Raw genomic sequence first — 15,932 nt, forward strand, 5'->3', positions numbered from 1 at the left:
CCGGTTCCTCCAACGTCCGGGTCCGGTCGGCGCTCGTCTGCTCTGATCGGATGCGTGAACCTGTACTTCCGACTGCTGCTCCTGCGCCTGCGGACCCGCACCGGTCCGCGACTGTCGCTCTGGGACGAGGCGCGGACCCCGTTCCGGGTGACCCTCACCGACCTCGATCCGCTGCGGCACGTGAACAACGGCAAGTACCTGTCGATGCTCGACCTCGGGCGGCTCGACCTGATGATCCGGTCGGGGTTCTGGGGTTCGCTGACCGACCGCGGGTGGTACCCGGTCGTCGCGGCGCAGACGATCACCTACAAGCGGTCGCTGACGCTCGGGCAGCGGTTCGAGCTGGTGACGCGGGTGCTCGGCGTGGACGAGCGGTCGGTGTACCTCGAGCAGACGTTCGTCCGGCGGGGGAAGGTCATCGCGCGTGCCGTCGTGCAGGGGCGGTTCCTCCGGAAGACGGGTGGGACGGTGTCCCCGTCGGAGCTCCTCGACGCCGTGGGTGGGGCGCCGTCCGACCTCGCGCTGCCCGAGTGGGTGCACGAGTGGGCCGGTGCTGTCCGGATCAGCAGCGACGCCGCCGCGTGATCGAGGGGAGCGTGGTCGAGGAAGGGGAGCGTGGTCGAGGAAGGGGAGCGCGGGCGGGGAGCGCGTAGAAAGGGTGGGTGACCGAGGGACGCAGCACGACCACACGCAGCACGACCACACGCAGGGGGCTCATCGCCGGGGGAGTCGGGCTCGGGCTCGCGGGGGTCCTGGCCGCATGCACCGGGCCGTCTCCGTCGCCGACCCGCACGCGGACACCGAGTCCCACCCCGACACCGTCGTCACCGACGGGCCCGGATTCGTGGGACGCGCTGGCCGCCGCGGTCTCCGGCACGCTGCTGCGCTCCGGCTCGACGGGGTGGGACAGCGCGCGCGTGCTCGAGAACCCCCGGTACGACGACGCCGACCCGCAGGGCATCCTCCGCGTGGCGAACAGCGACGACGTGGTCGCCGGGCTCGCGTTCGCCAGGAACACGCACACCCCGGTGGCGCTCCGGGCCGGCGGCCACTCGTACACGGGGTGGTCGGCCGGCGGTGCGTCCGGGACCGACGTCCCGCGGTCGCTGGTGATCAGCACGCAGGCGCTGGACGGGATCGACGTCTCGGGTGACTCCGTGACGATCGGCCCCGGCGCGCAGCTCGGCGACGTGTACGCGGCGCTGGCTGACGCTGGCCGGGCGATCGGCGCGGGATCCTGCCCGACGGTGGGCATCGGCGGTCTGACGCTCGGCGGCGGTGTCGGCGTGCTCGTGCGGTCGTTCGGGCTGACGTGCGACCAGCTCACCGGAGCCACGGTCGTCACCGCCGACGGAGCCGTGCACGAGGTCTCGGCCACGCGCGAACCGGACCTGTTCTGGGCCTGCCGCGGTGGGGGCGGTGGAACCGTCGGCGTCGTGACGTCGATGACATTCCGGACGCAAGCCGCGCCTCCCGTCCTGCTCTTCAGCATCGTGTTCCCCTGGTCGGCCGCTCGGGACGTCGTGCGCGCCTGGCAGGACTGGGCGCCGAAGGCGGACCCGAAGCTCTGGTCGACGCTGAAGCTGCTCGCCGGATCCCGGCACAGCGCACCGACCGTGACGGTCACCGGTACCTGGACCGGCGAGAAGTCAGGTGCTGACACCAGTGTCGACGGTTTCATCCAGGCGACCGGGGTGACACCGACCACACACACGGCGACCGAGCTGACGTACGGACAGGCCATGGCGCAGCTCGGCGGGAAGGCGCAGCGGGTGTCGCAGGCGGCGACCTCGTCGATCGGGACCGCCGCGTTGACGGACGCACAGATCGACGTGCTCGTGCAGCAGGCGGCGGGTGCGGGGCAGGTGTCCGGCGTGCTCGAGGGCGGGGTCGCGCTCGATGCCCTCGGCGGAGTCGTGGCCGATGTCGGGCGGACGGACAGTGCGTTCCCGTGGCGGTCGGCGCTCTGCACGGTGCAGTACACCGCGGTGTTCCGGAACGGTGCCGACCCGGCGCCGTTCGACCAGTACGTGCGCGGGTTACGGAAGGCGATGACGCCGGCATGGGGCGACGGGGCGTACGCGAACTACTGCGACGCGGCGATCACGGACCCGGCTGCGTACTTCGACGTGAACACCTCGCGGCTGCACCGGATCGCCGAGCAGGCGGACCCCGACGGCCTGCTCGCCCAGCCGAACTGGGTGTGACGCGGGGGCGGGGGCACGGTCACGGAACCACGAAACGGACACGACACCGTGGAATCTCGCGGTGTTGTGTCCGTTTCGTGGTTCGCTGACGGGCGCGGCGCCAGCCCGCGCCAGCCCGCGTCAGCGGCGGAAGTAGGCGTTCGAGGCGGGGAGGAACATCAGGATCGTCGCGATGATCACGGCGATGAGGCCGATCGTGCCGACGATGCTGAACGCGCTCACGACACCGAGGACCTGCAGGATCGCCAGGACCAGCAGCACGATGCGTGCCCAGTTCCGGCCGTCGCGCATGCGGAACACGATGAAGAGCTCGACCAGGGCGATGACGATCGCGATGACCGCGCCGATCACGAGGGCGGTGCCGCTGGCAGCCCCCTGCACCTGCGAACCGGAGGAAGCGAAGCCCACGATGCCGCCGATGATCCCGATCAGGACCGTCACCAGCCAGAGGACGAACGAGATGGTGACCGTGGTCGGCCGACCCGAGGCAGAAGAGCTGCTCATGATGTGTTCCCTTTCGTGGCCGACGTCGGCCGTGGCGACCGGGCGGTCGCTCGGATCAGAAGGTAGTCGCGCGCATCATTCACGTCCGGACCATCCGATCGACGCGTCCTACGATGTGCCGCATGGAGATCGAGCCGTTCGTCGTCGTGGACGCCGCAGCCTGGCGCGCGTGGCTCGACGCGAACGAGGCTTCCTCCGACGGGGTCTGGCTCGTGCTCGCGAAGAAGGGCACGACGGAGCCGACGTCCGTGACCTACGCCCAGGCGCTCGACGAAGCGCTCTGCTCCGGGTGGATCGACGGTCAGAAGCGCAGCCTCGCCGCCGCGACGTTCCTGCAGCGGTTCACGCCGCGTCGGAAGGCCTCGCTGTGGTCCGAGCGCAACATCGGGCTCGTCGCGACGCTCATCGCCGACGGGCGGATGCGGGACCGGGGTCAGGCGGAGATCGACCGCGCGAAGGAGGACGGGCGCTGGGACCGCGCCTACGCCGGAGCCGCCTCGATCACGGTGCCCGACGACCTGCAGGCAGCGCTCGACGCCGCCCCGGCCGCAGCCGCGCTGTTCGCCGAACTCGACGCGACGAACCGGTACGCGGTGCTGCACCGGATCACGACCGCCCCGAGCGCGACCGCGCGGACGAACCGGCTGACGAAGCTCGTCGGGATGCTGGAGCGTGGCGAGACCCCGTACCCGCGCCGGGCAGGGGGACAGGGCCGCTGAGGACGGAGCAGCGAGACGGGGTAGACCGGACACATGACGACAGGTCCTGACACCACCACCCGTCCCGCCGACGCCTCCGGCACGTTCCGCATCGGCGGCGACCTCGAGGTGAACCGCCTCGGGTACGGCACCATGCAGCTCACCGGCCCCGGGGTCTGGGGACCGCCGAAGGACCACGACGAGGCCGTGCGCGTCCTGCAGCGCGCCGTCGAGCTCGGCGTGAACTTCTTCGACACCGCCGACAGCTACGGCCCCTACGTCGCCGAGGAGCTGCTCCGCGAAGCGCTCCACCCCTACGGCGACGACATCGTGATCGCGACGAAGGCCGGCCTCACCCGCACGGGTCCGAACGAGTGGCCGCCCGTCGGCCGACCGGAGTACCTGCGGCAGGAGGCCGAGATGAGCCTGCGCCGCCTGGGGCTCGAGCGCATCGACCTGTTCCAGCTGCACCGCATCGACCCGAAGGTCCCGCTCGAAGACCAGGTCGGTGAGCTCAAGAAGCTCCAGGACGAGGGCAAGATCCGGCACATCGGCCTGTCCGAGGTCCAGGTGGACGACGTGAAGGCTGCGCAGGAGATCGCCACGATCGTCTCGGTGCAGAACCTCTACAACCTGCAGAAGCGCGACGCCGAGGAGCTCCTCGACTGGTCCACCGAGCAGGGCATCGGCTTCATCCCGTGGTTCCCGCTCGCCACCGGCGGCCTGACCGGCGACGACTCCCCGCTGACCGACCTCGCGAAGCGCAAGGACGCCACCCCGGCGCAGATCGCCCTCGCCTGGCTGCTCAAGCGATCGCCGGTCGTGCTGCCGATCCCCGGCACCTCGAGCGTCGCGCACCTCGAGGACAACCTCGCGGGCGCGACGATCGAGCTGACCGACGACGAGTTCGAGGAGCTGTCCGCGCTCGGCAGCTAACGCGCGAACGGGACGCGCGAACGGGACCCGCGGGCCGCTCAGCCCGCGATCGCCGCCATCGCCTGCGCGGTCGCCTCGCCGAGGTCCTCGGCGGGGCGACTCAGCAGGCCCTTGACCATCCGGGTGTCGTCGTCGGCGAGGACCTCGAACGCGCCGACGACCGCGCCGTCGTACGCCTGCGCGACGACGCTCGCCGGGCTCACCTTCGGCACGTCGAACCGTGCCCCCATCGCGGTGTCGATCATGCCGACGAGGACCCCGGTCACGGTCGTGCCCTGTGCCGCCAACTCGGTCCGGAGCCCGTTCGTCGCGGACCATGCGGCCGCCTTGGACGCGGCGTACACCGTCGGGATCGGCGTCCACGCAGCGAGGGACAACACGTTCAGCACGGCGCCGCCGCCGTTCCGGGCGAGCACGGGGGCGAACGCGCCGGAGACCTTGATCGTCCCGAACACGTTCGTCTCGAAGACGGACCGGAGCACGTCGTCGTCCGCGCTCGCGATCGAACCGTCGGAGCTGGGGGCGATGGCGGCGTTGTTCACGAGCAGGTCGACGTCGGGAGCGGCCGCCGCTGCCGACGCGATCGACCCCGCGTCGGTCAGGTCGAGGGTCAGCGGCACGATCCGGTCGTCGGCCCACTGCCGCGGGGAGCGGGCGGTCGCGTACACCTTGGCGGCACCGCGTTCGAGGGCCTGGCGCACGAACTCCTCGCCGAGCCCGCCGTTCGCTCCGGTCACGAGCACGATCCGGTCGTCGAGTCGCTCAGTCATGGTCACTCCTGTAGGTTGAGAGATGAAACGGGGATTGTCCCCGGATCAGTATGTGGGGAGTCCCCCCACTTCTGTCAACCGAGCCCCGTTTCTGGCAACCACGACGGAGCAGATCGGAGACGCCATGGACCAGACGACCACGAAGCCCATGCGCGCCGACGCACGACGCAACCGTGACGCGATCATCACCGCGGCTCGACAGGTGTTCGAGCAGGGCGGCACCCTCGCGCCGATCGACGGCATCGCGACCGCGGCCGGCGTCGGGAACGCGACCCTGTACCGCAACTTCCCGACACGGGAAGACCTCCTCGCGGCCGTGATGGCGGAGAGCTTCCACGCAGCACTCCGCGACTCCCGAGACCTCGAGGAGCTGCCCGCCGACGACGCCCTCGCCGAGTGGATGTTCCGCGTGACCTGGCAGCTCCGGATCTGGCAGAACCTGCCGACCTGCATCGCGGGTGCGATCGGTGACGACGACTCGCCCGTCAGCAGCGTCTGCGCCGGTCTGACCGAGCGGACGGGGGAGTTCCTCGAGCGGGCCCGTTCGGACGGATCGGCGACCGACGCGGCGAGCGCCGAGGACGTCTTCGAGCTGCTGACGACGCTCTCGTGGGGAGTGGACCGGTTCGGCGACGACCAGGACCGAGCCAGGGCTCGGGTCCAGCTCGGCACAGCCGGCCTGTTCAGCGGCGCCGCGCGACCGGCGCAGCGCTGAAGGCTGCGTGCTCAGCGGCGCCGGAACAGGTCGGCGATCGCCCACGGCCCCGGAGCCAGGCGCACCGCCATCTCGTCGCGCACCCGGGCTTCGCGCTCGCGGTCCCGCGTGAGCTCCGTGATCTCGGCGTTCACCGTCCACCACATCGCGACGCGCTCGCGCAACGAGGGCCGTCCAGCCGCGGGGGTCGTCGTCTCGATCGTGCTGGTGTCGTCGTGCATGCCTCCACGGTAGGAGCGGAACGCGCGGTGAAGGAGGCTCCACCAGTACACGGCCCAGCGGGACTACCGTCGTGACCATGCAGCGACGCACCCTGGCCAGCACCGGCCGTGAGACCTCCGTGATCGGCCTCGGCACCTGGCAGTTCGGCGGCGACTGGGGCCCGGTGGAGGACGCCGACGCCTTCGCGGTCATGGACGCATCGTTCGAGTCCGGCGTGACGCTCTTCGACACCGCCGACGTCTACGGCGACGGTCGCAGCGAGGAGCTCATCGGGCGATGGCTCCGCGCCAACGCCGACTCCGGCGTCACGGTCACGACGAAGATGGGCCGCCGTGCGGACCAGGTCCCGTCGAACTACAGCGCGGCGAACTTCCGCGAATGGGTCGACCGCTCACGCACGAACCTGCAGCAGGACACGCTGGACCTGGTCCAGCTGCACTGCCCGCCGTCCCCTGTGTTCGACGACGACGCCGTCTACGACGCGCTCGACGCGCTCGTCGCCGATCAGTCGATCGCCGCGTACGGCGTCAGCGTCGAGACCGCCGACCAGGCGCTCACCGCGATCGAGCGGCCCGGCGTCGCGAGCGTCCAGATCATCCTCAACGCGTTCCGTTTGAAGCCGCTTGACGCGGTCCTGCCGGCCGCACGGGAGGCAGGGGTCGCCGTGCTCGCGCGCGTCCCGTTGGCATCGGGGTTGCTCTCCGGCAAGTACACCACCGACACCGAGTTCGCCCCGGAGGACCACCGCACCTACAACCGCCACGGCGAGGCGTTCGACCAGGGCGAGACCTTCAGCGGCGTACCGTTCGAGGACGGGGTCCGGGCGGCGCAGGAGTTCGCCGCCGCACTGCCCGACGGTGTCTCCGTCCCGCAGGCGGCGCTCGCCTGGATCGTGGCGCAGGACGGCGTCACGGCCGCGATCCCCGGCGCGCGGAACGCCGAGCAGGCCCGCTCCAACGCCGCCGCAGGCTCGCTCGACCCGGTCCCGGGACTCGACACGACCGTGCACGAGCTCTACGACCGGTGGTTCCGCGCGACGGTGCACGAACGCTGGTGACCGCAGCGGGCGATCCGAGCACCGCGGGAGCAGGTACCGACAGGACCCGTCGCCCCGTCGAGCACCGGCCTACCGTTGCCCGCATGGACAACATCACCCTCAACAACGGCGTCCAGCTCCCCCCGATCGGCTTCGGCGTCTTCCAGAGCTCCCCAGAGGACACGGTCGACGCGGTGCGGACCGCGCTCGAGGTCGGCTACCGCCACATCGACACCGCCGCCGCGTACGGCAACGAACGACAGGTCGGCGAGGGCATCCGCGCCGCGGGCGTCGACCGCGACGACATCGTGGTCGAGACCAAGATCTGGGTCTCCGACTACGGGTACGACGAGACCCTGCACGCGTTCGACAAGGCGACGCGCAAGCTCGGCTTCGACACGGTCGACGTGCTGATCCTGCACCAGCCCGCACCGGACCGCTTCGACAAGACCGTCGCCGCCTACCGGGCGCTCGAGCAGCTGTACGCCGACGGCCGGGTCCGCGCGATCGGGGTGAGCAACTTCATGCCGTACCATCTCCGCTCGCTGCTCGACCAGACCGACGTCATCCCCGCGCTCAACCAGGTCGAGCTGCACCCGTACTTCACGCAGCCCGACGTGCAGCGGGCCGACGCCGAGCACGGGATCCTCGACCAGGCGTGGTCCCCGATCGGCGGCATCACGTTCTACCCGGGCTTCGGCGACGAGCGGGTCAGCGTGCTCGACGACCCGACGATCCGTGCGATCGGCGAGGCGCACGGCAAGACCGCTGCGCAGGTCATGCTCCGCTGGCACCTGCAGCAGGGGCGGAACGCGATCCCGAAGTCGACGAACCCCGGACGGATCGCGGAGAACTTCGACGTCTTCGACTTCGCGCTGTCCGACGACGAGCTCGCGTCCCTCGACGCCCTCGACACGGGGAAGCGCAACGGCCCGGACCCCGACGGGACGGACACGTCGCGCTTCGACCGGGTGATCCCGGAGGACTGACGATCAGCGGACTGACGATCAGCGCGCGGTGATCACCTTGGACGAGCCCGCGATCACCGCGGCGTCCTCGCCGAGGGCGACGAGCGGGTCCCGGAGGCCCGTCGTGGTCCCGATCGCCTTGCGCAGGAAGTAGCCGGCGAAGCTGCCGATGAGCGCACCGACCGCGCCGAGGACCGCTCCCTCGACGCGGCGGTCGCGCTTGCCGGTCGTGGCGATCGCCGCGCCGACGAGTGCACCAGATCCGGCGCGCCCGATGAGCCCGGCTACCGCGATGCGACTCGGGGTCTTCGGCAGCTTGTCCCCGACGAGCTCCCCGACGGCACCGGCGACGAGCAGCCCGCGACCGAGCTGCGTGCGGAACATCGGCCAGTCCTGCCACGCACCGGTGAGCTCCTTGCGGTCCCGGTTCAGCGCCAGCAGGGCCAGGGGCGTCGCGCTCCGACCGCCGCTCAGGATGCCGAGCAGCAGTGCTCGCGTGCCGGTGTGCTTGGTGTTCTTCGCCATCGTCTCTCGCCTTCTCGTGTCCGTCGGACGCTACGCGCGCGGGCTGACGACGCCCCCTGGGGACCGGCGACGGCGACGCTTGCGGCCGAGCGTCCACTGGCGGGACTCCGCCCCGGACAGCGCGAACAGGATCGCGATGTCGAGCGCGAACCCCGCAAGCCCGCTCTGCATCGTCAGCGACTCGGTCCCGCCGATCCACGCGGTGGCGACCGTGACGATCCCGATCGTCGACAGTGTCATCGCCGTGAACCGGGCGAACGGACGACCGAGCCAGACACGCAGGGTCAGCACCCACCAGAACAGCGACACGATACCGAAGACCACGGCGAGCACGACGCGGACCCCGGGTGTCGCGAGCGAGGCCGTGTCCGCCGTCGACCCCAGCAACCCCGCGATGTCGACCCCGGTGACGACGGCGAGCACGAGCGCGGCGGCCGCGAGGGGCCGGATCGCCATGAGCAGCACGCCCGCGACGACCTCGCCCGGACGGACACGGCCGACCCGACGCGAGGTCTCCTGGCGTGCCGGTTCGTCGGCGACGACGGACCCGAGATCCGCGACGGGCAGGTCCCCGTCGGTCTGGATCGCGTCCCCGCCGCCGTTCCGGGAGTGGTAGCCGGCGGAGAACGCCTCGATGACGTCGACCCGCGCAGCAGGACCGAGCGACCCGATGACGTGGTCGCGTTCGGCGTCGATGTCCTGCGCGACACGGTGCGTGACCTGCCACGTGAACACGCTGAAACCGACCCCGCTGTCGAACGTCGCCGCCGCGAGCCACTCCACCCGGCGCCCACCGGGCAGCAGCCAGTCGTCCGGCGTCCGCCAGAACCGCACGTGGTGCCGCTTACCAGGGCTGTTGCCGACCTCCTGCTGGTAGCAGAACGCCTGCCGTCCGCCGAAGAGGTACAGGTTCGACACCGGGGCGTTCGGGTAGCTCCGCCTGGTCAGCGTCGCGACGACGATGCGCAGGTTCGCGCGGAAGCCGAGGTCGTCCGCCAGTACCCACCCGGCGTCCCGCATCACCGTGTGGATCTGCTCCTCCGACCCCATCAGCGCGATGTTCACCGGGTCACCGAGGATGCCCTCGCGGGTCCGGGTCCTGCCGATGAAGTAGTCGGGCAGGTACACCGCGGCGAGCGCCGTGTGCAGCCGGGGGAGCACCAGGTAGGCGATGACCAGGTAGACGAGCACCACGAACCAGCTCTGGCTCCACCCGCGGGCGAAGGCCTGGGTCGCGAGGACGACCGCCAGCAGAGCGGCCGCGACGATGGCGAGCCAGGCGAAGGCACCGTCGATCCGCCGGACGACCGACGGGATCGGGGAGCGCATGTCCTGGAACCTAGTCCAGCAGCGCGGGTCGGTGGCGACCGACAGGCGGACGGGAGGCTCGTGGCGGGCCCGCCACGAGCCTCCCGTCCGGTGGTCAGATCCCGAACTGCGCGTAGAACGCGGCCGGATCGGCCGCCAGCGACGCCTTCACCAGCGCGCTCCACTCGTCGACGACGACCTCGGCCGCGTCCCGCTGGACGCCGTCCAGGGACGCGATCGCGACCTCCATCGGGTCGATCATCTGACCCTCGTACCCGGCCATGATGTCGGTGTCGGCGGCGCCGAGGTGGAGTCCCTGCACCGTGACGCCCCGCGGCACGAGTTCGAGCCGCACGGCGTTCGTCATGTTCCACTCCGCTGCCTTGGCGGCCGCGTACCCACCGCTGCCGGGATAAGCGAACCACGACAGGGCCGACAGCACGTTGACGATCCCGCCGCCGCCGTTCCGCTCGATGACGGGTGCGAACGCCCGGACCATCGACAGGTTCGCCCAGAAGTGCGTGTCCATCTCGCGACGGACGTTCTCGAGGTCGTCGGTCAGCAGCGAGGACTGCGTCGCGATCCCGGCGTTGTTGATCAGCAGGGTGACGTCCCCGGCGCGCTCGGCTGCGGCGGTGACGGACGCCTGGTCGGTGATGTCGAGCGGGAGCACCTCGACGCCCTCGATGTCCACGAGCTCGGGGCGGCGCGCGGTCGCGTAGACCTTGGCTGCACCACGCTCCAGGAGCTGCGTGACGAAGCGGCGACCGATGCCGCGGTTCGACCCGGTGACGAGTGCGACCGATCCGGCGATGTCCATGGTGTTCCTTCCGTCGACCGGGCACCTCCCGGACCGACGGAGGTACGCTAAGACCTCACATCCATGTCAGGTGCAAGTCGTGGAGGACACATGCGCATCGGGGACCTCGCAGCGAAGGCCGGGGTCAGCGTCCGGTCGCTCCGGTACTACGAGGAGCAGGGGCTGCTCGCGGCGACCAGGACGGCATCCGGCCAGCGGACGTACGACGCCGAGGCGGTCGACCGCGTCCGGCTCGTCCAGCAGCTCTACGCCGCGGGACTCGCCAGCCGGACCATCGCGCAGCTCATGCCGTGCGTCGACGCCGGGGTCGCCACCGTCGAGAGCGCCGCGCTGCTCGTCCACGAGCGGGACCGGATCACGGCGCAGATCGCGGAGCTCGAGGCCGCACGCGACCGCCTCGACGAGGTCATCCACATCAGCGAGCACCCGACCCCCGAGCACTGCCCGGCGCTCCGCACCGACATCGCGCGGAGCGCCGCCTGATGCGCGTCGCGTGGCGCGTCCTCCGGTGGCTCGGATCCACCGTCGTCGCGGTGCTGCAGGTGCTGGCCGGTGTCATGGACTCCCTCGGGTCGGGCGGCGCGACCGGGCCGCGCGTCCCACCCACCACGACGCGGGCACACGGCCGTCGGGACGAGTACCGCCCCTGATCGCGCTCGACGTCAACGTCGGGAGAGGACCACCCGCCGGTCACCGGAACACCAGCGCAGCACGAAGCCCGAGGCCACCGCGCCCAGGGTGTCAGCAGCGAGGTCGCCGATCGTGTCGTCGTAGCCGACGAAGATCGTCGCGTCGAGGTACGTGTGCCCCGCCCACTCGAACATCTCCCACAGCCCGCCGATCGCGAGACCGATCGTCCCGCAGACGACGACGGCGGTCGCGAGGTGCATCGACCTGGCGTCCGGCAGCACCCCGAGGTCCGCGGCCACGATCGCCACCAGGGCGCTCAACGCACCGATGAGCAGCAGGTGCACGATCTTGTCCCACCCGAACACCGTCGTGTACCAGTCGAGGACACTGCTCCACCCGGCGACCACCGACAGCCCGCAGAGCGCGATGTCGAACCCCGGCCGGAACCCGAGGATCCGCGGCAGCACGACCCCGAGCAGGGACAGCCCCATCACGGCGAAGGAGATCGCACCCCAGCCGATCGCCGCCACGGGGACGCTGACGAGCGCGAGCACGCGGAGGCCGTCCGCGACGAACTCCCACCCACGGGGGCGGCGGAGGAACGTGGACCCGGCGGACTGCACGAGCGGACGGCTCATCGGGGCTCCCATCGCAGGACGGCGTGCACGGGCAGGTGGTCGGACGGCCAGATCCCGGCCGGTCGCCGAGCCGAGATCGCCACACGGTCCACGGCGACACCGACCGACGGGGTTCCCCTGACCAGGACGCGGTCGATCCGGGCGCGACCAGGACGAGGCGTGCGGTACCGGGCGTACGTGCCGACGGGCACCTGCCGTCCGGCGGGGTCCGCCAGCACCCACGTGTCGTCGAGCCCGGCCGCCGCGAGCACCCCGGCCGACGCCGAACGCTCGCCGGCGTTCCAGTCCGCCAGCACCACGGCCGGCAGCCCCGTCTCGCGGACGACCCGCCCGATCAGCTCTGCCGACCGGGTCTGTGCCGGCCGGGAGAACGGGTCGACGTGCGTCGCGACACCGGCGAACCGCACACCCGTGGCCAGGTCGTCGAACTCGCAGACGACCGCGATCCGCGGGAACGGGGCGCCCCACGCCCTGGCCCCGACCCGCGACGGGTCCGGTCCGAGCCCGATCGTGCGCTCCGACACCACCCGCAACCGCTCGGTGTCCACGAAGAAGCCGACGCCCTCGCCACCACCGCCCGGTCCGCGCCCGGTGACCACGGGGTGCCAGCGCGACCCGAGGGCGGCGCCGAGGTGCTGCACCTGGGTGGGCACTGCCTCCTGGACGGCCAGGAGGTGCGGTGTCTCGGACCGGACCAGCGTGGCGACGGCCGGCGCCCGCCGGACCCACGAGTCCGGATGCCCGGACCGCAGGTGCGGGACCGGACGGCGCACGTTGAACGTCATGCAGTGCAGACCGGGCGGCGCGACGTGCCCGACCACCGGAACGTCCGCGGTCACGGTCGGCGCACCACGGGGACGGCTCGCGTCCCGGCGAGCACGCGGCGCATGATCCGACCGGGAGCGAACGCGCGCATCCCCGACGTCCACATCGTCCTGCCCGCCTTGCGGGTGCGGACCACCAGCCCCACCGCGTCACGGACGGGCGTGCCCGACACCGACGCGACCAGCGACGGGTCGAAGACCGTCCGCCAGGCGGGGTCGAACTGGATCGACAGGTCCACGTCGTCGTGCACCTGCGGGTCGAACCGGTGGACGCGGTGACGGATCGCCAGCCACGCGGTCCGCCGCATCACCATGTTCGAGCCGAACAGCGGCGGACGCGCCAGCGCCCCGGTCATGAGCAGGAAGTAGGCGCGCATGTAGGCGACGTCCCAGAACACCGCGGCGATCGGCCCCAGCCCGCGGAACCGTCCCGGTCCGGTGACCGCGGTGACGAAGGGGTCGTCGAACCGGCGGGCGGTGCGCTCGACCCAGTCCGGCGGGAGCACCGAGTCCGAGTCGACCCGTGCGATCAGGGTCGAGGTCGCGGCGTCGTACCCGCGGCTCGCCGCCGCACCGATGCCGCGGACCGGTTCGTGCAGCACGGTCGCGCCCGCCGCTGCAGCCACCGCCCCGCTGCGGTCGCTGCTGCCGTTGTCGACGACGATCACCTCGGTCGGCAGGACCGTCTGTGCCGCGAGCGACGCCAGGCAGTGCGCCAGCTGGTCGGCGTCGTCGAGCACCGGGACGACGACGGAGACGGAACGCATCGACCCAGACAACCAAGGTGGTGCTGAGCGGACGGGAGGCTCCGGTCGCGTCCGCCGTGTACCCGGCGGCGCGATCATGGCTAGGTTCGGGGCCATGGCAGCAGAGCAGCTCACCGTCACGACCGCAGACGGCACTGCGATCGCGGTGTCGCGCCGCATCGGGGGCGACGAGTCGGTCGTGTTCCTCCACGCCGGTGTCGCCGACCGCCGGTCCTGGTCAACCGTGTTCGATGCGCTCGCGGACACGGACCTCGACCTCGTCGCGTACGACCGTCGCGGGTACGGGGAGACACCGGCCGCCGCTGATCCGACCGGGTTCTCGCACCTCGACGACCTCGTGACCGTGCTCGACGCCCTGGAGCTCGAGCAGGTGTTCCTCGTCGGGAACTCGATGGGCGGTGCGCTCGCACTCGACGCCGCGCTGACGGTCCCGTCCCGGATCGCCGGGGTCCTGCTCATCGGTGCCGGCGTCTCCGGGATGACCGACGAGGACACCCCGTTCGACTGGGTGCTCGACCCCGCGACCGCACCGCTGCTCGAGGTCGCGGAGTCGTCGGACGCCTCGGTCGACGACCGCATCGCCGCGCTCGCGCACCTGTGGCTCGACGGGCCGGCGGCGCCTGCTGGACGCGTCGGCGGCGCGGCTCGGACGCTGTTCGAGGACATGAACCGGCGGGTCCTCGAGGTCGCCGCACCGGACTCGGCGGGGTCGACCGGGGTGGAGGCGTGGACGCGGCTCGGCGAGATCCGACTGCCGGTGCTGTCGACGTGGGGCGACCTCGACATCCCCGCCGACCTACCGTTCTACGAGGAGACCGCGCGGCGCATCGGGCAGGAGCCGGGGCGGGTGCTGCCGGGGGTGGCGCACCTGCCGGGGCTCGAGCAGCCCGGGCTCGTGGCCGACCTGGTGCGCGAGGTGGTCGCGGCGTGAGGGCCACCAGTACCCCACTCCCTCCCGTCGACCCGCGTGCCCTCGTACTCGCGGAGCAGCTGGCGGAGGAGGCCATCGCCGAGCCGTTCCGGCCGCTGCCACGGTGGGTGCAGAACTGCGGAATCGCCGTGTCCGTCGTCGCGACGCTCCTCGCTGTGGTGTTCCGCGGCATCGGGGGCGACGCGGCGTCGACCTTCCAGCTCGTCTGCGCGGGGCTCTTCCTGGTGCTGCTCGTCGCCGGCGGGATCGTCGGCCTCCGTCGGGGCTGGTTCCGGGCGTGGTCGTCACCGGTCGCGAAGCCGCTCGGACGCCGGACGACTCGCCGGGTGGGCTGGGCGGCAGTAGGGCGCGCGGCCGTGCCCGACGGCCTGGACCTCGTCGTGCTCGGCACGGCGAGGCAGACGGTTCGCCTCGCGCAGTGGCAGACGTTCGCGCTCCCGGCGTTCGTCCTCCTGGAGGCGGGGAACGCGGTGGTCTCGGACGGCGTCTTCGGTCCGTGGACCTGGGGCTTCGTCGTGCTCGCGGCGCTCGTGACGGGCCTGCTCGTGTGGACCGTGCAGCACGAACGAGCGGCCGACGCGGTGTTCCGCGCCGGCCGCGGCGATCAGCGGTTCCAGTCGGTCCAGCCGGCTCAGCCCTCGTAGTCGTACGTGCTGACCCAGTCGACGAAGAGGTGCCCTGATGCACCCCAGTTGCCGACCTGGAACATGTAGCGGTGCGGCTTCGTCGGCACGTCGTCCGTGATCTTCTGGAGCACCTTGCCATCGAGCAGGTACGTGACCGACTTGCCCGGGATCCACTCCACGGAGTACGTGTGCCATTTCCGCCAGTCGACGCCCGTACCGATGGTGGCCCGGTTCGCTTCCTGGCCGGGCGTCATCGAGTGGTGGTACCCGGTCGGCGATGCGTCGAAGTTGCCCTCGGGGTAGTCGATCTCCCCGTCCGCCCAGGTGTTCGACGTCGGCCACAGCATGAAGGCCGCGCCATTCCCGTCGCCACCGCTGGCCTTCGCCTTCACGGTGAACTTGCCACCGACGTGCGACCATGCCCCGTCCGGGGTCCCGAACGTGCCGGCGGCACCGTTCGACCCGTCGAGCTTCACGTCCATCAGCCCGTCGTGCGCGCTGATCTGCGAGCCGGACGAGTAGATCCCTGCGTCCGGGTACGGCTGCCACGAGCCGTCGTACGTCTTCGCGAATTCCCCGTTCGCGGAGGCGTCGGTGCTGAAGTCCTCGACGAACGACTGCTTGAAGTCACCGATGTCACCACGGGGTGCGGTGACCCCGGCGACGGCGACCGACCCTGATCCAAGCGGCACCGCGATGAGTGCTGCGCTGAGGACCGTTGCGGCGAGTGCCGCTCTCTTCGTGCGTTGCTGCATGAGCTGTCACTCCCTGTTCATGACTCGCGACGCCGTCACCCCTGTCGGCGCC

At 71.5% G+C, this 15,932-nt stretch carries 21 protein-coding genes; 11 read left to right on the forward strand and 10 right to left on the reverse strand.

Translation table 11 applies throughout. The features are described from left to right. The first annotated feature begins 54 nt into the window (after positions 1 to 54). Both ACIPJ2_RS02520 and ACIPJ2_RS02525 read left to right on the forward strand, forming a co-directional pair. Positions 55 to 585 carry an acyl-CoA thioesterase gene (locus tag ACIPJ2_RS02520; protein WP_402727410.1) on the forward strand — a complete coding sequence of 177 codons (531 nt, stop codon included), beginning with the start codon at positions 55 to 57 and terminating at the stop codon, positions 583 to 585. A gap of 77 nt (positions 586 to 662) precedes the next feature. Continuing rightward, the gene (locus ACIPJ2_RS02525) at positions 663 to 2,207 is read left to right on the forward strand and encodes an FAD-binding oxidoreductase (RefSeq protein WP_402727411.1); all 1,545 of its coding nucleotides are present in this window, start codon (positions 663 to 665) and stop codon (positions 2,205 to 2,207) included. Positions 2,208 to 2,327: 120 nt separating this feature from the next. Here the strand turns inward: ACIPJ2_RS02525 and ACIPJ2_RS02530 are convergent, their stop codons facing one another. After that, a complete protein-coding gene (locus tag ACIPJ2_RS02530) occupies positions 2,328 to 2,711 on the reverse strand; it encodes a hypothetical protein (RefSeq protein ID WP_402727412.1) in 384 nt (127 codons plus the stop codon). Between the two features lie 122 nt (positions 2,712 to 2,833). On the opposite strand from ACIPJ2_RS02530, the gene ACIPJ2_RS02535 reads away from it, so the two are divergent. Next, positions 2,834 to 3,430 (forward strand): YdeI family protein, encoded by a 597-nt coding sequence (locus tag ACIPJ2_RS02535; RefSeq protein ID WP_402727413.1) that lies wholly within the window; start codon positions 2,834 to 2,836, stop codon positions 3,428 to 3,430. 33 nt (positions 3,431 to 3,463) lie between these two features. Continuing rightward, complete coding sequence (locus tag ACIPJ2_RS02540; RefSeq protein WP_402727414.1) at positions 3,464 to 4,345, forward strand: aldo/keto reductase; 882 nt, start codon at positions 3,464 to 3,466, stop codon at positions 4,343 to 4,345. Between the two features lie 38 nt (positions 4,346 to 4,383). Here ACIPJ2_RS02540 and ACIPJ2_RS02545 read toward each other — a convergent pair whose 3' ends face one another. Then, complete coding sequence (locus ACIPJ2_RS02545) at positions 4,384 to 5,115, reverse strand: SDR family oxidoreductase (protein WP_402727415.1); 732 nt, start codon at positions 5,113 to 5,115, stop codon at positions 4,384 to 4,386. A gap of 124 nt (positions 5,116 to 5,239) precedes the next feature. Between ACIPJ2_RS02545 and ACIPJ2_RS02550 the strand changes: the two genes are divergently transcribed. After that, the gene (locus ACIPJ2_RS02550; RefSeq protein WP_402727416.1) at positions 5,240 to 5,830 is read left to right on the forward strand and encodes a TetR/AcrR family transcriptional regulator; all 591 of its coding nucleotides are present in this window, start codon (positions 5,240 to 5,242) and stop codon (positions 5,828 to 5,830) included. Between the two features lie 11 nt (positions 5,831 to 5,841). Here the strand turns inward: ACIPJ2_RS02550 and ACIPJ2_RS02555 are convergent, their stop codons facing one another. After that, positions 5,842 to 6,051, reverse strand: a complete 210-nt coding sequence (locus tag ACIPJ2_RS02555) for a hypothetical protein (RefSeq protein ID WP_281266194.1) — start codon at positions 6,049 to 6,051, stop codon at positions 5,842 to 5,844. A gap of 77 nt (positions 6,052 to 6,128) precedes the next feature. Between ACIPJ2_RS02555 and ACIPJ2_RS02560 the strand changes: the two genes are divergently transcribed. Together ACIPJ2_RS02560 and ACIPJ2_RS02565 are read left to right on the forward strand one after the other, a co-directional pair. Next, on the forward strand, positions 6,129 to 7,109 hold the full coding sequence (locus ACIPJ2_RS02560; RefSeq protein ID WP_402727417.1) for an aldo/keto reductase: 981 nt from the start codon (positions 6,129 to 6,131) through the stop codon (positions 7,107 to 7,109). A gap of 83 nt (positions 7,110 to 7,192) precedes the next feature. Next, positions 7,193 to 8,077 carry an aldo/keto reductase gene (locus ACIPJ2_RS02565; protein ID WP_402727418.1) on the forward strand — a complete coding sequence of 295 codons (885 nt, stop codon included), beginning with the start codon at positions 7,193 to 7,195 and terminating at the stop codon, positions 8,075 to 8,077. Positions 8,078 to 8,095: 18 nt separating this feature from the next. Here the strand turns inward: ACIPJ2_RS02565 and ACIPJ2_RS02570 are convergent, their stop codons facing one another. The 3 genes from ACIPJ2_RS02570 to ACIPJ2_RS02580 all read right to left on the reverse strand — a co-directional run bounded on the left by ACIPJ2_RS02570 (position 8,096) and on the right by ACIPJ2_RS02580 (position 10,709). After that, complete coding sequence (locus tag ACIPJ2_RS02570; protein ID WP_281266197.1) at positions 8,096 to 8,581, reverse strand: DUF4126 family protein; 486 nt, start codon at positions 8,579 to 8,581, stop codon at positions 8,096 to 8,098. A 30-nt stretch (positions 8,582 to 8,611) separates the two neighbouring features. Next, positions 8,612 to 9,910, reverse strand: coding sequence for an LssY C-terminal domain-containing protein (locus tag ACIPJ2_RS02575; RefSeq protein ID WP_402727419.1), 1,299 nt, complete (start codon positions 9,908 to 9,910; stop codon positions 8,612 to 8,614). A gap of 94 nt (positions 9,911 to 10,004) precedes the next feature. Further along, entirely contained in the window at positions 10,005 to 10,709 is a 705-nt protein-coding gene (locus tag ACIPJ2_RS02580; protein WP_402727420.1) for an SDR family oxidoreductase, read from the reverse strand. Between the two features lie 90 nt (positions 10,710 to 10,799). On the opposite strand from ACIPJ2_RS02580, the gene ACIPJ2_RS02585 reads away from it, so the two are divergent. Both ACIPJ2_RS02585 and ACIPJ2_RS02590 read left to right on the forward strand, forming a co-directional pair. Continuing rightward, the gene (locus ACIPJ2_RS02585) at positions 10,800 to 11,192 is read left to right on the forward strand and encodes a MerR family transcriptional regulator (protein ID WP_402727421.1); all 393 of its coding nucleotides are present in this window, start codon (positions 10,800 to 10,802) and stop codon (positions 11,190 to 11,192) included. Next, the gene (locus tag ACIPJ2_RS02590; RefSeq protein WP_402727422.1) at positions 11,192 to 11,359 is read left to right on the forward strand and encodes a hypothetical protein; all 168 of its coding nucleotides are present in this window, start codon (positions 11,192 to 11,194) and stop codon (positions 11,357 to 11,359) included. Before ACIPJ2_RS02585 ends, ACIPJ2_RS02590 begins: the two co-directional genes overlap by 1 nt. A 12-nt stretch (positions 11,360 to 11,371) precedes the next feature. On the opposite strand, the gene ACIPJ2_RS02595 is transcribed toward ACIPJ2_RS02590, so the two are convergent. From ACIPJ2_RS02595 to ACIPJ2_RS02605, 3 genes are read right to left on the reverse strand one after another with little or no spacing between them, the layout of a single operon-like run. Beyond that, positions 11,372 to 11,977: a hypothetical protein gene (locus ACIPJ2_RS02595; protein ID WP_402727423.1), complete on the reverse strand. Its 606-nt coding sequence runs from the start codon at positions 11,975 to 11,977 to the stop codon at positions 11,372 to 11,374. Next, complete coding sequence (locus ACIPJ2_RS02600) at positions 11,974 to 12,816, reverse strand: endonuclease/exonuclease/phosphatase family protein (RefSeq protein ID WP_402727424.1); 843 nt, start codon at positions 12,814 to 12,816, stop codon at positions 11,974 to 11,976. Before ACIPJ2_RS02600 ends, ACIPJ2_RS02595 begins: the two co-directional genes overlap by 4 nt. Further along, positions 12,813 to 13,568: a glycosyltransferase family 2 protein gene (locus tag ACIPJ2_RS02605; RefSeq protein WP_402727425.1), complete on the reverse strand. Its 756-nt coding sequence runs from the start codon at positions 13,566 to 13,568 to the stop codon at positions 12,813 to 12,815. The genes ACIPJ2_RS02600 and ACIPJ2_RS02605 overlap by 4 nt, the downstream gene beginning before the upstream one ends. A gap of 94 nt (positions 13,569 to 13,662) precedes the next feature. On the opposite strand from ACIPJ2_RS02605, the gene ACIPJ2_RS02610 reads away from it, so the two are divergent. Further along, positions 13,663 to 14,499, forward strand: a complete 837-nt coding sequence (locus ACIPJ2_RS02610; protein ID WP_402727426.1) for an alpha/beta fold hydrolase — start codon at positions 13,663 to 13,665, stop codon at positions 14,497 to 14,499. Continuing rightward, complete coding sequence (locus ACIPJ2_RS02615) at positions 14,496 to 15,143, forward strand: hypothetical protein (protein WP_402727427.1); 648 nt, start codon at positions 14,496 to 14,498, stop codon at positions 15,141 to 15,143. Before ACIPJ2_RS02610 ends, ACIPJ2_RS02615 begins: the two co-directional genes overlap by 4 nt. Here the strand turns inward: ACIPJ2_RS02615 and ACIPJ2_RS02620 are convergent. After that, positions 15,131 to 15,880: a glycoside hydrolase family 16 protein gene (locus tag ACIPJ2_RS02620; protein WP_402727428.1), complete on the reverse strand. Its 750-nt coding sequence runs from the start codon at positions 15,878 to 15,880 to the stop codon at positions 15,131 to 15,133. The two genes, ACIPJ2_RS02615 and ACIPJ2_RS02620, sit on opposite strands and share 13 nt — an antisense overlap. Between the last annotated feature and the right edge of the window lie 52 nt (positions 15,881 to 15,932).

The organism is Curtobacterium sp. NPDC090217 (genome assembly GCF_044746705.1).
Classification (GTDB): Bacteria; Actinomycetota; Actinomycetes; order Actinomycetales; family Microbacteriaceae; genus Curtobacterium.

What these genes read in the sequence shown, in the direction of transcription:
- ACIPJ2_RS02530 (WP_402727412.1), bottom strand. Translation starts at nt 2,711, where the DNA reads ATGAGCAGCTCTTCTGCCTCGGGTCGGCCGACCACGGTCACCATCTCG.
- ACIPJ2_RS02535 (WP_402727413.1), top strand. Translation starts at nt 2,834, where the DNA reads ATGGAGATCGAGCCGTTCGTCGTCGTGGACGCCGCAGCCTGGCGCGCG.
- ACIPJ2_RS02540 (WP_402727414.1), top strand. Translation starts at nt 3,464, where the DNA reads ATGACGACAGGTCCTGACACCACCACCCGTCCCGCCGACGCCTCCGGC.
- ACIPJ2_RS02545 (WP_402727415.1), bottom strand. Translation starts at nt 5,115, where the DNA reads ATGACTGAGCGACTCGACGACCGGATCGTGCTCGTGACCGGAGCGAAC.
- ACIPJ2_RS02550 (WP_402727416.1), top strand. Translation starts at nt 5,240, where the DNA reads ATGGACCAGACGACCACGAAGCCCATGCGCGCCGACGCACGACGCAAC.
- ACIPJ2_RS02555 (WP_281266194.1), bottom strand. Translation starts at nt 6,051, where the DNA reads ATGCACGACGACACCAGCACGATCGAGACGACGACCCCCGCGGCTGGA.
- ACIPJ2_RS02560 (WP_402727417.1), top strand. Translation starts at nt 6,129, where the DNA reads ATGCAGCGACGCACCCTGGCCAGCACCGGCCGTGAGACCTCCGTGATC.
- ACIPJ2_RS02565 (WP_402727418.1), top strand. Translation starts at nt 7,193, where the DNA reads ATGGACAACATCACCCTCAACAACGGCGTCCAGCTCCCCCCGATCGGC.
- ACIPJ2_RS02570 (WP_281266197.1), bottom strand. Translation starts at nt 8,581, where the DNA reads ATGGCGAAGAACACCAAGCACACCGGCACGCGAGCACTGCTGCTCGGC.
- ACIPJ2_RS02575 (WP_402727419.1), bottom strand. Translation starts at nt 9,910, where the DNA reads ATGCGCTCCCCGATCCCGTCGGTCGTCCGGCGGATCGACGGTGCCTTC.
- ACIPJ2_RS02580 (WP_402727420.1), bottom strand. Translation starts at nt 10,709, where the DNA reads ATGGACATCGCCGGATCGGTCGCACTCGTCACCGGGTCGAACCGCGGC.
- ACIPJ2_RS02585 (WP_402727421.1), top strand. Translation starts at nt 10,800, where the DNA reads ATGCGCATCGGGGACCTCGCAGCGAAGGCCGGGGTCAGCGTCCGGTCG.
- ACIPJ2_RS02590 (WP_402727422.1), top strand. Translation starts at nt 11,192, where the DNA reads ATGCGCGTCGCGTGGCGCGTCCTCCGGTGGCTCGGATCCACCGTCGTC.
- ACIPJ2_RS02595 (WP_402727423.1), bottom strand. Translation starts at nt 11,977, where the DNA reads ATGAGCCGTCCGCTCGTGCAGTCCGCCGGGTCCACGTTCCTCCGCCGC.
- ACIPJ2_RS02605 (WP_402727425.1), bottom strand. Translation starts at nt 13,568, where the DNA reads ATGCGTTCCGTCTCCGTCGTCGTCCCGGTGCTCGACGACGCCGACCAG.
- ACIPJ2_RS02610 (WP_402727426.1), top strand. Translation starts at nt 13,663, where the DNA reads ATGGCAGCAGAGCAGCTCACCGTCACGACCGCAGACGGCACTGCGATC.
- ACIPJ2_RS02620 (WP_402727428.1), bottom strand. Translation starts at nt 15,880, where the DNA reads ATGCAGCAACGCACGAAGAGAGCGGCACTCGCCGCAACGGTCCTCAGC.